We start from the raw sequence: 15,514 nt of genomic DNA, 5'->3' as shown, positions 1-15,514 counted from the left end.
CCGGAGTGATCCCCATGACCATCCTCGTTACCGGCGCAACCGGCACCATCGGCCGCCATGTCGTCGAACAGCTCGTCAAGCGCGGCGCCGATGTCCGTGCTCTCGCCCGCGAGCCTGCCAAGGCAAACCTTCCGGCAGGCGTCACGGTCGTGCAGGGCGACCTGCTCGACGTCGATTCGCTCCGCAGCGCGTTCAAAGGCGTCTCGACCCTGTTCCTGCTCAACGCAGTGGTGCCGGATGAATTCACGCAGGCACTGATCGCGCTCAACGTTGCTCGCGAGGCTGGCGTCGAGCGGGTCGTATACCTCTCGGTGATCCACAGCGATCGCTACGTGAACGTGCCGCACTTCGCGGGCAAGTTCGGTGTCGAGCGGATGATCGAGCAGATGGGCTTCGACGCCACAATCCTGCGCCCGGCGTACTTCATGAACAACGACGTCACGATCAAGGACGTGGTGACCGGATACGGCATCTACCCGATGCCGATCGGCAGCAAGGGGCTCGCCATGATCGATGCGCGCGACATCGGCGAGATCGCGGCCATCGAGCTCATCCGTCGTGAGCGTGCCGCAGCGCCGCTTCCGCTCACGCGCATCAATCTCGTCGGTCCCGATACGCTGACCGGCGCGAAAGCCGCCGCCGTCTGGTCGGAGGTGCTGGGCCGCACGATTGCCTATCCCGGGGACGATACCGCCGGCTTCGAGAAGAATCTCCGGCAGTTCATGCCGAGCTGGATGGCCTACGACATGCGGCTGATGAGCGAGCGTTTCCTCACCGAAGGAATGGTCCCCGAGTCCGGTGACGTCGAGCGGCTGACAGCGCTGTTGGGCCGTCCGCTGCGCTCCTACCGCGACTTCGTCTCCGAGATCGCGGCCACTGCTTGACGGCACGGGCACGTCCCCATCACGACAACGAGGAATGCTATCATGATCTCTTCAACCGCCACTTCTCCGGCGGATCCGGAAGGCGCAACGAAGATATTGGTGCTTGGAGCGACCGGTGCCACCGGTCGCCTGATCGTCAACCAGGCGGTGGCGCGAGGCTACGACGTCACCGTGCTGGTGCGTTCCGCCGAGAAGGCACGTGACATCACGGGGGCGAAGCTGATCGTCGGAGACGCCCGCGATGAAACAGCCCTGCGCGAAGCCCTCAAAGGCCGTGATGCCGTGGTCAGTGCGCTGGGTACGCCGGTAAGCCCGTTCCGCGAGGTGACGCTTCTCTCGACCGCGACGCGCGCGCTCGTGAGCGCGATGAAGGCCGAGCAGGTCTCGCGGCTGGTTTGCATCACGGGAATGGGCGCCGGCGACAGTGCAGGGCACGGCGGCTTTGTCGCCGACCATGTGATCTTTCCGCTTCTCCTGAAGAAGGTGTACGCCGACAAGAACCGACAGGAAGCGATCGTCAGGGACAGCGGGCTGGACTGGGTCCTGGTTCGCCCCTCGATCCTGAATAACAAGCCCGGCCGCGGCTCGGTCCGGGCCCTGACGGATCTTTCGGGCTTCCATGGCGGCAGCATTGCGCGCGAAGACGTCGCGACATTCGTGCTCGATCAGGTGCGCGCCGATACCTCGCTGCATCGCTCTCCGCTCATCACGTGGTGACGCTTTGCGTGGCTACACTCCTGATCAGCGCGCGTGCAACATCGCAAGCAGGACCACGACGACGCAGGCGAGCGCCGCCGTGGTCAATTTCCAGAACATCAGCGGGCTGCGTTCCAAAAGCGGCGTAATCCGCGTGTCGAGATAGGCCGGATTGGGCGTGCGAAGCTCGAAGACGAATTCGGACAGTTCCTCGTGCCGCTTGTAGGGATCCGGATGGAGCGCACGTCTGAGCGCCCCGTCGATCCAGGCAGGCACGTTGCTGTCGTCGTCGGCCGGGCGATATTTGAGCCTCCGCACGTCCGCCTTGCGCCGGATCCTCGCGATTTGGGTGCCGTAGGGAAGCTTTCCCGTCAGCATCTGGTAGCAGATCACGGCGAGTGAAAACATGTCTGAGCGCGGCGAGCCGCCTTGCCCAAGAAAATATTCCGGCGCCGTGTACTGGACCGTTCCGAGAATTTCATCGGTCTCGTCCAGCGGGGCGGCCTCCGCGACGCCTGCCACCTTGACCGATCCGAAGTCGATGATCTTCGCGGTACCGGTCTTGTCGATCAGGATGTTGTCGGGCCTCAGGTCCTGATGCAGCATTTCCATGCGGTGGAAGGCGCGCAGGCCCGCGGCGATCTGCTCGACCAGTCCGCGGACGGTTTCCAGATCGGGGCGTGGATTGTCCGTCATCCACTGCCGCAAGGTCTGACCTTCGACGAATTCGGTCGCGACATAGAGATAGCCGCGCCGTTTCGACTGTGACAGCGGCTTCAGCACGTGCGGGCTGTCGATCCGGCGCGCGATCCACTCCTCCATCAGGAAGCGCTTCAGGTAGGCGGCATTGTCGCGCAGATCGATCGACGGAAGCTTCAGCGCGACCGGCTCCTCGGTCACCGCGTCGACGGCAAGGTAGATATGGCTGCGGCTGCTGGCGTGGATTTCGCGGACGATCCTGTAGCCGTCGAAGATGGCCCGCGGCTCCGGCAGCGGGGGAAGCGGCAGCTGGGAGGTCTGATTGAAGATCCCGGCCGGCTCACGCTGCGGCAACGCATCGATGCGGAGTATCTGGACGGTGATGTTGTCGTCGCTGCCGCGCCGGTAGGCTTCCTCGACGATCGCCTTCGCCGCCCCGTCGAGCTCGGCTGCATGCTCGCTGAGCGCGCTGGTGACGAAACGCGCGTCGACGAATTCATAGGCGCCGTCGGTCGCCAGCAGGAACGTGTCGCCAGTCTCGATCTCGAAATTCTGGTAGTCGATCTCGAGCTGTGGATTGATGCCGAGCGCACGGCCAAGATAAGTCTGCTCCGAGGACACGATGATCCGGTGATCGTCGGTCAGCTGCTCGAGCGCCTTGCCCGCCACGCGGTAGACGCGACAGTCGCCGACGTGGAAGATGTGCGCGGTGGTCGCCTTGATGACCATGGCGCTCAGCGTGCAGACATAACCCTTGTCGCGGTCATAGGCATATTGGCTCTTGCGCGTCTGCGCGTGGAGCCAGGAATTGGTCGCGTCGAGCACGCGGCGGGCGGAGGTCTTTACCGTCCAGGATTCCGACGTGCAGTAATAGTCCATCAGGAAGCTCTTGACCGCCGACTCGCTGGCGATCTGGCTCACCGTGCTGCTGGAGATGCCGTCGGCGAGGACCGCCGCAATGCCCTTCAGACTGAGCATCGGCTCGTCCGGAACGAGGACGCCGTGAAAATCCTGGTTGATGGGCTTGCGACCCTTGTCGGAATGCTGGCCGACCGAGATCTGAAGTCCGCGGGTCATCGTCATCACCGGCAAAGGGGAGCCTCACCCTGATCGGGCGAGGCTCTCCTGTCGAGACGTATCAGGCCGCAATGCGGGGCGACGAGGCCTTGCTCGCCTGGCGCTTCGGCTGGGTCAGGACGTGCGTGGCGTAGAGGGTCATGCCGGTGAAGGCGAGGCCGCCGACGAGATTGCCGAGCACGGTCGGGATCTCGTTCCAGATCAAATAGTCCATGATCGAGAATTTCGCGTGCAGCATCAGGCCGGACGGGAACAGGAACATGTTCACGACGGAATGCTCGAACACCATGTAGAAGAACACCAGGATCGGCATCCACATCGCGATGACCTTGCCGGGGACCGAGGTGGAGATCATGGCGCCGACGACGCCGGTCGAGACCATCCAGTTGCAGAGCATGCCGCGGATGAACAGCGTCGCCATGCCGGCCGCGCCGTGCGCGGCATAGCCGAGCGTGCGGCCTTCGCCGATATTGCCGATCGCCGTGCCGACCTTGTCCGGATCCTGCGTGAAGCCGAAAGTCGTGACGAAGGCCATCATGAAGGCCACCGTAAGGGCGCCTGCGAAATTGCCGACGAAGACGAGGCTCCAGTTCCGCAGCACGCCGCCGAAGGTTACGCCGGGGCGCTTGTCGATCAGCGCCAGCGGCGCCAGCACGAACACGCCGGTCAAAAGGTCGAAGCCCAACAAATAGAGCATCGAGAATCCGACGGGGAACAGCAGCGCGCCGATCAGCGGCTGCCCCGTGTTCACGTTGATGGTGACGGCGAACCACGCCGCGAGCGCCAGGATGGCGCCGGCCATATAGGCGCGGATGATGGTGTCGCGGGTGGACATGAAGATCTTGGATTCGCCCGCATCCACCATCTTGGTGACGAATTCCGAAGGCGCGAGATACGACATCAATGGTTCCTTTTGCTCGTGTGAGAATAGCGTGGCGGTTTCGGACGGTACCGTTGTCAAGACGCTGCCTCCGCACGAGCCGGTGAACCGGCAATCTGCGGACCAAAGGAATTCGGAATCTCGCTTGGGATCGCGTGACGACGACTGTGCCCCGATGGGCCCAGCGAAGCAATATTGCTCTCCCCGAGTTTCAGCCTTTGGAGGCCTCAACATGTCGGCGGACCGCAGTCGTCGTTGACTGAGTGGTTACTGTGCAAGCAATCCATGTGCCAGATGACAGGCCACGTATCGTGGCCAACTGCTGGCGCGGTTACGGTGCGTTTTGCGCCTTTCCGTGACGAGCGGACCATCAATGGACCAAGGGTCCGAGAGGTGCGAAAGTCAGCCTGCCCATTTTTTGTGCGACGCACAAGAACTGGGCTGGTCGCCGAATTTGACAGCGCGCCGAGATTTGCCACCAAAGGGTCGTTTCGGCGCAACGCTTTGTTTTTGCTTGGCATTGCCGAATTGTTCGCTCTGGCACGCTTCTTGTTTGAGAATGCGCGACGCCATCGATGCCGTCCCTCGAAGATCTCCATCCGAATTGTGACTTCTGCCATCCGGGGCTTCCCCGGAGACGTGCCGCCGTGCGCGTCGTGCGGTCGGCATGTGCGGATGGTCGCTCCGGTCACAAAGGATCATCACATTCAATGACGAAGCCAATTGATCAGTCCTCGCGCAGCGGTCGTCGCGGCCACCATCTTGGCGGAGCCAGCGCGAACGCGCTCATGCTCCTGGACCGCCGCACGTTCCTCGCCGCAGGCACCATCGCCGCGGCGTTTGCGGTCGCTCCCGGCGGCGTCCGCGCCGCCGCGCTCAAACCCGAGAAGGAAGAATTGAAGCTCGGCTTCATCAAGCTCACCGACATGGCGCCGCTCGCAGTTGCCAAGGAGAACGGGTATTTCGAGGACGAAGGTCTGTTCGTTACGCTGGAGGCGCAGGCCAACTGGAAAGTTCTGTTGGACCGCGTCATCAGTGGCGAGCTGGACGGCGCGCACATGCTGGCGGGCCAGCCATTGGCGGCCACGATCGGCTTTGGCACGAAGGCGCACATCATCACGCCGTTCTCGATGGACCTCAATGGAAACGCCATCACGGTCTCGAACGAGATATTCGCGATGATGAAGCCGAACATCCCGAAGGATGCGAGCGGCAAGCTCGTGCATCCGATCAAGGCCGATACGTTGCGTCCGGCGATCGAGAAGCTGAAGGCCGACGGCAAGTCTTTCAAGATGGGCATGGTCTTCCCGGTGTCTACCCATAATTACGAGCTGCGCTACTGGCTCGCTTCGGGCGGCATCAACCCCGGCTATTATTCGTCCGGCGACGTGACCGGAACGGTCGGGGCCGAAGCGCTGCTGTCGGTGACGCCGCCGCCACAGATGCCAGCGACGCTCGAAGCCGGCACCATCAACGGCTACTGCGTCGGCGAGCCCTGGAACCAGGCCGCGGTGTTCAAGGGCATCGGCGTGCCCGTGATCACCGACTATGAGATATGGAAGAACAATCCGGAGAAGGTGTTCGGCATCACCGCGGCCTTTGCCGACAAGAATCCAAACACCGTGCTGGCCCTGACCAAAGCGCTGATCCGCGCCGCGATGTGGCTGGACGAGAATGCCAACGCCAATCGCGCCAAGGCCGTTGAGCTGTTGTCGAAGCCCGAGTATGTCGGCGCCGACAAGGCAGTCATCGCCAACTCGATGACCGGCACTTTCGAATACGAGAAAGGCGACAAGCGCTCCATCCCGGACTTCAACGTGTTCTTCCGCTATTTCGCGACCTATCCCTACTATTCCGACGCGGTCTGGTATCTGACGCAGATGCGCCGCTGGGGGCAGATCGCGGAGGCCAGGGACGACGCCTGGTACGAGGCGACGGCCAAGAGCGTGTATCGTCCGGATATCTATCTTTCCGCGGCCAAGCTTCTGATCGCCGACGGCAAAGCGAACAAGGACGACTTCCCTTGGGAGAGCGAGGGTTATCGTGCGCCGACCTCGGAATTCATCGATGGCGTCACTTACGATGGTCGCAAGCCCAACGCCTACATCGATAGCCTGAAGATCGGTCTAAAGGGCAAGCAGAAGATCGACGGTGCCAAGGTCATCGACGGCTGACGCGCATGAGCCGGGCCGCCGTCAGGCCGGCCCGGTCTCCTCACTCGAAGTCGGGCGATGAACGCCGAGGGATAAGACTATGGCAGCGGTTACCGACTACATCGACCTCAGCGCAGAGGAGCGCAAGCGTGCCCGCCGGGAGCGGGTGTTTGCGCGCATCAATGCAGCAGCGATTTATCTCAACATCCTCGGATTGGGATGGCTCGTGCCACTGGCCCGTATTGCGGCCGGCGACAGCGTCAAGCCGCAGTTGAAGGAGCTACGCCAGGGATTGCTGGTGCCGCTGATTGGCATCGGAGTCTTCCTTCTGGCATGGGCCTGGGCAGCGCCGCGGGTCAAGACGTCGCTCGGCGCCATCCCGGGGCCCGCCGAGGTCTGGACGCAGGCCGGAAACCTGTACGCCGACCATCTGGCCGAACGCGCCAAGCGGGCGGCTTTCTACGAACGCCAAGATCAACGTAACGCCAAAGTCGTCGCTGACGGTCATCCCGAGGATGTCCGGCATCGTGGCTATGCAGGCAAGCCAACTTATTTCGACCAAATACTAACCAGTCTGATGACGGTGGCGCTCGGCTTTGCCGTGGCGACGCTTGTTGCCGTGCCGCTCGGTATCCTGTGCGGCCTCTCCCGGACCATGAACAGTGCTCTCAACCCGCTGATCCAGATATTCAAGCCGGTATCGCCGCTTGCGTGGCTCCCGATCGTGACCATGGTGGTCTCGGCGCTTTATGTGAACCCGTCGGAATTGCTACCGAAGTCGCTGGTCATCTCCGCCATCACGGTGACGCTGTGTTCATTGTGGCCGACGTTGATAAACACTGCGCTTGGAGTGGCTTCGATCGACAAGGACCTGCTCAACGTCGGCCGCGTCCTGCAGCTGCCGACATGGCGCACCGTCACCAAGCTGGTCCTGCCAAGTTCGCTGCCACTGATCTTCACCGGATTGAGACTCTCTCTCGGCGTGGGCTGGATGGTGCTGATCGCGGCGGAAATGCTCGCGCAGAATCCAGGCCTTGGGAAATTCGTCTGGGACGAGTTTCAGAACGGCTCGTCGCAGTCGCTGGCCCGGATCATCCTGGCTGTGCTGACGATCGGAATCATCGGCTTTCTGCTCGATCGCGTGATGTACGCGCTCCAGTCCGCTTTCACCTTTTCCAGCCAGCGCTGAGGCCCTGATGTCGTTCCTGTCGCTGAAGGGGCTCCGCAAGGGCTACGGTACCGGCGCCAAGCGCACCGACGTGCTGTCGAATGTCAATCTTGAGGTTGCCGAGGGCGAGTTCATCGCCATCGTGGGCTTCTCGGGCAGCGGCAAGACGACTCTGATCTCGGCGATCGCCGGGCTGGTGCAGCCGGATGCCGGCGAGATCACGCTCAAGGGCAAACCGGTCGCGGGGCCCGGCCCGGACCGCGGCATCGTCTTTCAGTCGTACTCGCTGATGCCGTGGTTGACGGTACGCGGCAACATCGCTCTCGCTGTCGATCAGGTGTTTGCCCGTGAAAGCAAGACTCAGCGCGCCGGCCGCGTCGACCGCTACATAGACATGGTCGGGCTGTCGCACGCGGCGACCCGCCTGCCGGCCGAGCTGTCCGGTGGCATGCGCCAGCGCGTCGCCGTTGCCCGTGCGCTTGCAACTAGCCCCGAGATCTTGCTGCTCGACGAGCCGCTATCGGCACTCGACGCGTTGACCCGCGCCAAGCTCCAGGACGAGATCGTCGACATCTGGTCGCGCGACAAGCGCACCGTGGTGCTGGTTACCAATGACGTCGACGAAGCGATCCTGCTCGCCGATCGCATCATTCCGTTGTTGCCGGGCCCGAACGCGACGCTCGGGCAGCAGTTCAAAGTCGACATCCCGCGCCCGCGCGACCGGTCCTCGATCAACGAGGATCCGCATTTCAAGCGGCTGCGGCAGGCCGTCACCGGCTATCTCCTTGACGTCGCGAAAGAGCGCTCGGCCGAAGCCGATGCGACGGTTCGTACCCTGCCCAACGTCATACCCATCACGCAGATGGACAAGCCGCCGACGGCCTATCAGAAAGCGGCTGCTACGGTGACCTTCAACACAGATCGTTATCTCGAATTCTCCCAGCTCTCGAAGGTCTATCCGACGCCGACGGGGCCGCTGACCATCGTGGAGAACTTCGACCTCAAGGTTCGCAAGGGCGAGTTCATCACGGTGATCGGTCATTCCGGCTGCGGCAAGTCGACGGTGCTGTCGATGACTGCAGGTCTCAACGAGGTCTCCCTCGGGGGCATCATTCTCGACGGCCGCGAGGTAACGACGGCCGGTCCCGACCGTGCGGTCGTATTCCAGGCACCTTCATTGTTTCCCTGGCTGACGGCACGCGAGAACGTTGCGCTCGGTGTCGACCGCGTCTATCCGCACGCTACGCGGCGACAGCGCGACGAGATCGTCGACTATTACCTCGAGCGGGTGGGGCTTGCGGATTCTTTCGACAAGTCGGCTGCGGCAATGTCGAACGGCATGCGCCAACGAGTCGGCATCGCGCGTGCCTTCGCGCTGTCGCCAAAATTGCTGTTGCTGGACGAGCCGTTCGGCATGCTGGACAGCCTCACCCGCTGGGACCTCCAGGAGGTACTGATGGAGGTCTGGAAGCGCACGCAAGTGACGGCGATGTGCGTGACCCATGATGTCGACGAGGCGATCCTGCTTGCCGACCGCGTGGTGATGATGACCAACGGACCGTACGCCCGGATCGGTCACATCATGGAGGTCGACATCCCTCGGCCGCGCACGCGAAAGGCTCTGCTCGAGCACCCCAATTACTACCGATATCGCCGCGAGTTGCTCGATTTTCTCGAAGCTTACGAGCATGGAGCCGTGTCGAAGGCGCCGCCGAAACCAGCGGTCAATCCGGAAGCGGCGTGAGCAGGCGCGCATGCACGTTCAAATCGGTTGCATCAAGCTCAATCCTTGTGCGTCGCACAGGGATTGAGCGAATCGCAAAATTTGCGTGCGGAATAGTCCTGCGAAAAATCGGAGCACTCCGAACAAGCTCCTGAATTTCCAGCGTTTCCGGAATGCGCGCAGTTGGCACGGAAATTGAAGCACCAATTGCGACGCCAACGACGACGTCCCTCAACATCATCAATCAGCATCGTAACTCGCCACCGGGGGTGAAGCCTCGGAACGCGCCTCCGTGGCCGGAGGCTGAGCCTGCAACGACGCAGCGGTGAGCCTGGAAGGGATACTCAATGACGAAGAATCCAACTTGGATTTCAGACTGGCGCCCCGAAGATGAGGCGTTCTGGAATGCGGGCGGCAAGACGATCGCCCGACGCAACCTGATCTGGTCGATCGTGGCCGAGCATATCGGCTTCTCGGTCTGGCTGATCTGGAGCATCGTCACTACCAAGCTGCCGCAGGCGGGCTTCCACTACACCACCGACCAGCTGTTCCAGCTCGTCGCGGTGCCCGGGCTGATCGGCGCGTTGATGCGCTTTCCCTACACTTTTGCGGTGACGACGTTCGGCGGCCGCAACTGGACCATCTTCAGTGCGGCGATCCTGTTCATTCCGACGCTCTCGCTGGCCTATTTCGTCGGCCAGCCCGATACGCCGTTCTGGCTGATGCTGCTGATTGCCTCGACCGCCGGTCTCGGCGGCGGCAATTTTGCCTCCAGCATGACCAACATCTCGTTCTTCTTCCCCGACCGGATGAAGGGGTGGGCGCTGGGACTGAATGCGGCCGGTGGCAATATCGGCGTCTCCAGCGTGCAGCTCTTGACCCCGATCCTGATGACGCTCGCCGTCATCAACCTGTTCCAGGCAACCCCTGTCGACGGTGTTTTCCTGCAAAACGCCGGTCTGATGTGGGTGCTGCCGATCGCGATCGCGGTCTTCGGCGCAGTGTTCTTCATGAACAATCTGACCACGGCCAAGTCGTCGATCAAGAACCAGCTCGCCGTGGTCAAGCGCAAGCACACCTGGATCATGGCGTATCTCTATATCGGCACGTTCGGCTCCTTCATCGGCTACTCGGCTGCATTTCCGCTGCTGATCAAGACTCAGTTCCCGCAAGTCACGATCGCGATCGCGTTCCTGGGGCCGCTGGTCGGTTCGCTGTCGCGGCCGCTCGGCGGTTGGCTTGCCGACAGGATCGGCGGCTCGGTGATCACGTTCTGGAATTTCATCGTGATGGCAGGCGCGACGATCGGCGTGCTCTACTTCGTCGGGCACAAGGATTTCATCGGCTTCCTGTCGATGTTCCTGGTCCTGTTCGTGACGACGGGCATCGGCAACGGCTCGACCTACCGCATGATCCCCTCGATCTTCCGCGAGCAGAATTTGTTCAGGGTGCGCGGCAAGGGCGATGCGGAGCGCGCGGCCGCCTTGAAGACGGCGAGCATCGAGAGCGGTGCTGCGGTCGGCTTCATCGGCGCGGTCGGCGCCGTTGGCGGCTATCTGATCCCGACCGGGTTCGGCAAGTCGATCGCGCTGACCGGTGGGCCGCAGCTCGCGCTCGCGATCTATCTCGGCTTCTACGCCTCCTGTCTCGCGCTGACCTGGTGGTTCTATCTGCGTCGCAGCCCGCAGGGCGAAGGCGCGTCAACCCTCGCCGGCGCGCGTGTCTAATACTTGGTACGAATCTCGCTTCTCCCCGTACGCGGGGAGAAGCATTGCCCGACAGTTTGACAATGAACCTGGTTCGCAATGGCGCGCACCAAGGCAAACCCAACAGGCAGGAGAACATCATGACGCCAGAACAGATCACCCTCGTCCAACAGAGCTTTGCCAAGGTCGCGCCGATTTCCGCGCAAGCCGCGGTGCTGTTCTACGATCGCCTGTTCGAGGTCGCGCCATCCGTGCGCGCGATGTTTCCCGAGGACATGACCGAGCAGCGCAAGAAGCTGATGGGCATGCTCGCTGCCGTCGTCGGCGGTCTGTCGAACCTGGACTCGATTCTTCCCGCGGCCTCGGCGCTTGCGAAGCGTCACGTCGCCTACGGCGCCAAGGCCGAGCACTACCCCGTGGTCGGCGCGACCTTGCTGTGGACCTTGGAGAAGGGCCTCGGCGAAGCCTGGACGCCCGAACTCGCTACCGCCTGGACTGACGCCTACGGCGTGTTGTCCGGCTACATGATTTCCGAGGCCTACGGCGCACAGCCGCAGGCCGCCGAATAGGAGATGCGTTGTGAGCGAACCGCTGGTCATCGTCGGTAACGGTATGGCGGCCGCGCGTCTGGTCGACGAGCTCGCCAAGACCTCGCTCGGCCGCTACGCGGTCGCCGTGATCGGCGAAGAGCCGCGGCTCGCTTACAACCGCGTTCTGCTCTCCTCCGTGCTGGCCGGGGAGACCGGCTCGCACGAGATCGAACTGCGGCCTGCCGACTGGTGGCGCCATCGCGGCGTCACGGTGCGCTACGGCTATCGCGTCACCGAGATCGACACCGGCCGACGCGAGCTCAAGATCGAGGGCGAAGAGAGCATGGAATATTCCAAGCTCGTGCTCGCCGTCGGCTCGACGCCGCTGCGGCTCAACGTGCCCGGCGCCGATCTCGCCGGCGTGCACACCTTTCGCGACACCCGGGACGTCGATCTGCTGCTGACCCTTGCCGCGGCTAAGAAACGCGTCGTCGTGGTCGGCGGTGGTCTGCTCGGACTCGAAGCGGCTTACGGCCTCGCCAAGGCCGGAGCGCCCGTGACGCTGCTGCACCTGATGGACCGGCTGATGGAGCGCCAGCTCGATGCCCCCGCCGCCGACCTGCTCAAGACGCTGGTCGAGCGCAAGGGCATTCGCATCCTGCTCAATGCATCCACAGCCCGCATTCACGGCGAGGGCCATGTCGAAGCGGTCGAGCTTGCCGACGGCAGCCGCATCGAGGCCGATGCGGTGATCTTCGCCGCCGGCATCAGGCCCAACATTGCGCTCGCAAAAGACGCCGGCATCGCAGTCAACCGCGGCATCGTCGTCAACGACGAGATGCAGACGGCGTCACCCGATATCTACGCGCTCGGCGAATGCGCCGAGCATCGCGGCACCTGCTACGGCCTCGTCGAGCCTGCCTACGAGCAGGCGCGCGTGCTGGCGCGGCATCTCTCCGGCCGTCCCGCGGCCTATCAGGGCAGCGTGGTCTCGACCAATTTGAAGGTGTCGGGCGTCAGCGTGTTCTCCGCCGGCGACTTCATGGGCGGGGAGGGCAGCGAGAGCCTCGTGCTGTCAGACCGCAGGCGTGGCACCTACAAGAAGCTCGTGATCGCCGAGGGCCGGCTGACCGGCGCCCTGCTGATCGGCGATACCGTCGATGCGCTCTGGTATCTCGAACTGATCCGCAATCGCGAAAAGGTGGCGGCGATCCGCGCAGACATGATGTTCGGCCGCGCGCTCGCGCGTCCCTCCAAGGCGGCTTGATAGAGGCGGCTTGATATGACGGCGATCGATCCCACGCTCCGCGCCACCAAGACGACCTGTCCGTATTGCGGCGTCGGCTGCGGCGTGCTGGCCACGCCGGACGGCAAGGGCGGCGCGGCGATCGCGGGCGATCCCGATCATCCTGCCAATTTCGGCCGGCTGTGCTCCAAGGGTTCGGCGCTCGGCGAGACCGTCGGGCTGGAAAGCCGGCTGCTCTATCCGATGATCCGCTGCAAGGGCGTGCTCGAACGCGTGGCCTGGAGCGATGCGCTCGATCACGTCGCTCACCGCATGCAGCACATCGTCGCGCGCGACGGCGCCGACGCGGTCGCATTCTATCTCTCGGGCCAATTGCTGACCGAGGATTATTACGTCGCCAACAAGCTGATGAAGGGCTTTGTCGGCACCGCCAACGTCGACACCAATTCGCGGCTCTGCATGTCGTCTTCGGTCGCCGGTCACCGTCGCGCCTTCGGCGCCGACACCGTGCCCGGCTGCTACGAGGATCTCGATCAGGCTGATCTGCTCGTCTTCGTCGGCTCGAATGCCGCCTGGTGCCATCCCGTGCTGTTCCAGCGCATGCTGAAGAACAGGCAGGAGCGCGGCGCCCGCATGATCGTGATCGATCCGCGCCGCACCGACACCGCGACCGACGTCGATCTGTTCCTGGGCCTCAAGCCCGGCACCGACACGGCGCTGTTCTCCGGCCTGTTCGTTCACCTCGCCGACAATGGTGCGCTCGATCAGGACTATATCGCGCAAAACACGTCGGGCTTTGACGACGCGCTGGCGCGCGCACGCAGCATCGCCGGCGGCGTCACCGCGACCGCACTGGCGACCGGCCTTTCCGAGCCGGACGTTGCTACCTTCTTCAAGATGTTCCGTGACACGCCCCGCGTCGTCACGCTGTACTCGCAAGGCGTCAACCAGTCGGCGCAGGGCACCGACAAGGTCAACGCGATCCTGAACTGCCATCTTGCCACGGGCCGCATCGGCAAGCCCGGTGCCTCGCCGTTCTCGCTCACCGGCCAGCCCAACGCGATGGGTGGTCGCGAGGTCGGCGGCCTCGCCAACCAGCTCGCCGCGCACATGAACTTCACGCCGCCGGACATCGATCGCGTGCGGCGGTTCTGGAAGGCGCCGCGCATTGCCACCCATGAAGGGTTGAAGGCGGTGCAGCTGTTCGAAGCCATCAACCGCGGCGAGGTCAAGGCCCTGTGGGTGATGGGCACCAACCCCGCGGTCTCGCTGCCCGATGCCGACTTCGTGCGCGAGGCGCTGAAGAAGCTCGAGCTGTTCGTGGTGTCCGAGAACGTGCTCTCCAACGACACCGTCGAGGCCGCACCGCACGTGCTGCTGCCCGCGCTCGCCTGGGGCGAGAAGTCGGGCACCGTGACCAATTCCGAGCGCCGTATCTCGCGCCAGCGCTCGTTCCTGCCGGCGCCAGGCGAGGCGCGGCCGGACTGGTGGATCCTGAGCGAAACCGCAAAACGCCTCGGCTTCGGCGACAGTTTTAATTACAAATCCGTTGCCGACATCTTTCGCGAGCACGCCGCGCTCTCGGCGTTCGAGAACGATGGCAGCCGCGATTTCGACATCGGCGCGCTGACCTCGCTATCCGACGAGGGCTTCGACGCCTTGAAGCCCGTGCAGTGGCCTGCGCGCGAAGGCGAGGCGCCCGGCGAGCGGTTTTTCGCGGCTGGCGGCTTCTTCACCAATGACGGCAAGGGTCGCTTCGTCGCGACGGAGGTGCCGGCGCTGCGCGGCGAGACCGGGCCGTCGCGGCCGCTGCGGCTCAATACCGGGCGCATCCGCGACCAGTGGCACACCATGACCCGTACGGGCCTCAGCCAGCGGCTCGGTGCGCATCGGCCCGAGCCGTTCGTCGAGATTCATCCCGACGACGCCAACAAATACAACATCGTCCACGACGGCTATGCCCGCATCACGAGCGACTATGGCCAGTGCATTCTGAAGGCCGTCGTCAGCGACCGGCAGCAGCGCGGCACGCTGTTCGCGCCAATCCACTGGAGTGCGATGAACGCCTCGCACGGTCGCGTCGGGGCGCTGGTTGCACCGTTCACCGATCCGTTCTCGGGACAGCCGGAGTCCAAGGCGACACCAGCTGCGATCGTGCCTTATGAATACGTCTTCCGCGGCTTTGCGTTGTCGCGCAAGCAGCTGGAGCTGCCGCCGAATCTGATGTGGACCCGCGTCACTGTCACGGGCGGCTTCGGCTATCTCTTCGCCGACAATGCGGATCTGTCGCGCTGGCCGGCCTGGCTCGGTGGCGTTGCCGGCGAGGACGTCGCCGACTATCGCGACTTCGGCGGCGGCGTTTATCGCGCGGCGTCGTTTGTGGGCGACCGCATCGAAACCTGCCTGTTCGTCGGCCCCGCGCATGATGCCGGCGACTGGGAGGTGGTGAAGAGCCTGTTCGTCGCCGACCACGTCACCGACGAGCAGCGGCGCATGCTGCTGTCCGGCAAGTCCAGCGAGGGCGCGGCTTCGACCGGGCCTGTCGTCTGCGCCTGCTTCGGCGTTGGCCGCGGCACCATCTGCGACACTATCGCCGCAGGCGCGCGCACGGCCGCCGAGATCGGCGCAAAGCTCAAGGCCGGCACCAATTGCGGCTCCTGCATCCCCGAGCTGAAGCGCCTGATCGCGACCACCGAGGTGGCACCGGCGATGCAGGCCAAGCGCGCGGGCGCGGCGGGGTAGAGGTCTCTCC

The 15,514-nt window shown here is 63.7% G+C and carries 12 protein-coding genes; 9 read left to right on the top strand and 3 right to left on the bottom strand.

What is annotated here, in order from left to right; all coding sequences use genetic code 11:
• The first annotated feature begins 14 nt into the window (after positions 1–14).
• Together AC0L3C_RS14850 and AC0L3C_RS14845 are read left to right on the top strand one after the other, a co-directional pair.
• Positions 15–884, top strand: coding sequence for an SDR family oxidoreductase (locus tag AC0L3C_RS14850; protein WP_473281242.1), 870 nt, complete (start codon positions 15–17; stop codon positions 882–884).
• A gap of 42 nt (positions 885–926) precedes the next feature.
• A complete protein-coding gene (locus AC0L3C_RS14845; protein ID WP_473408329.1) occupies positions 927–1,601 on the top strand; it encodes an NAD(P)-dependent oxidoreductase in 675 nt (224 codons plus the stop codon).
• A gap of 24 nt (positions 1,602–1,625) precedes the next feature.
• Here AC0L3C_RS14845 and AC0L3C_RS14840 read toward each other — a convergent pair whose 3' ends face one another.
• From AC0L3C_RS14840 to AC0L3C_RS14830, 3 genes are all read right to left on the bottom strand, one after another.
• The gene (locus tag AC0L3C_RS14840; protein ID WP_473408328.1) at positions 1,626–3,362 is read right to left on the bottom strand and encodes a bifunctional protein-serine/threonine kinase/phosphatase; all 1,737 of its coding nucleotides are present in this window, start codon (positions 3,360–3,362) and stop codon (positions 1,626–1,628) included.
• 55 nt (positions 3,363–3,417) lie between these two features.
• The gene (locus AC0L3C_RS14835) at positions 3,418–4,257 is read right to left on the bottom strand and encodes a formate/nitrite transporter family protein (RefSeq protein ID WP_007607755.1); all 840 of its coding nucleotides are present in this window, start codon (positions 4,255–4,257) and stop codon (positions 3,418–3,420) included.
• Positions 4,258–4,638: 381 nt separating this feature from the next.
• Complete coding sequence (locus tag AC0L3C_RS14830; protein ID WP_473408327.1) at positions 4,639–4,809, bottom strand: hypothetical protein; 171 nt, start codon at positions 4,807–4,809, stop codon at positions 4,639–4,641.
• A 137-nt stretch (positions 4,810–4,946) separates the two neighbouring features.
• On the opposite strand from AC0L3C_RS14830, the gene AC0L3C_RS14825 reads away from it, so the two are divergent.
• The 7 genes from AC0L3C_RS14825 (at position 4,947) to AC0L3C_RS14795 (ending at position 15,504) form a co-directional block, all read left to right on the top strand.
• Complete coding sequence (locus tag AC0L3C_RS14825; protein WP_473408326.1) at positions 4,947–6,410, top strand: CmpA/NrtA family ABC transporter substrate-binding protein; 1,464 nt, start codon at positions 4,947–4,949, stop codon at positions 6,408–6,410.
• Between the two features lie 79 nt (positions 6,411–6,489).
• On the top strand, positions 6,490–7,578 hold the full coding sequence (locus AC0L3C_RS14820; protein ID WP_007607757.1) for an ABC transporter permease: 1,089 nt from the start codon (positions 6,490–6,492) through the stop codon (positions 7,576–7,578).
• 7 nt (positions 7,579–7,585) lie between these two features.
• On the top strand, positions 7,586–9,301 hold the full coding sequence (locus tag AC0L3C_RS14815; protein WP_473281232.1) for an ABC transporter ATP-binding protein: 1,716 nt from the start codon (positions 7,586–7,588) through the stop codon (positions 9,299–9,301).
• Between the two features lie 326 nt (positions 9,302–9,627).
• On the top strand, positions 9,628–11,007 hold the full coding sequence (locus tag AC0L3C_RS14810) for an MFS transporter (protein WP_473408325.1): 1,380 nt from the start codon (positions 9,628–9,630) through the stop codon (positions 11,005–11,007).
• A gap of 119 nt (positions 11,008–11,126) precedes the next feature.
• Positions 11,127–11,555 (top strand): globin family protein, encoded by a 429-nt coding sequence (locus tag AC0L3C_RS14805; RefSeq protein WP_354056597.1) that lies wholly within the window; start codon positions 11,127–11,129, stop codon positions 11,553–11,555.
• Between the two features lie 10 nt (positions 11,556–11,565).
• Positions 11,566–12,783 carry an NAD(P)/FAD-dependent oxidoreductase gene (locus AC0L3C_RS14800; protein ID WP_473263520.1) on the top strand — a complete coding sequence of 406 codons (1,218 nt, stop codon included), beginning with the start codon at positions 11,566–11,568 and terminating at the stop codon, positions 12,781–12,783.
• Positions 12,784–12,798: 15 nt separating this feature from the next.
• Positions 12,799–15,504: a nitrate reductase gene (locus AC0L3C_RS14795; RefSeq protein WP_473408324.1), complete on the top strand. Its 2,706-nt coding sequence runs from the start codon at positions 12,799–12,801 to the stop codon at positions 15,502–15,504.
• Positions 15,505–15,514: the final 10 nt, after the last annotated feature.

It is taken from the genome of Bradyrhizobium sp. WSM4872 (assembly GCF_055811715.1).
The sequence above is the reverse complement of the archived record's forward strand: the minus strand, read 5'-3'. Positions and strand labels throughout refer to the sequence as shown.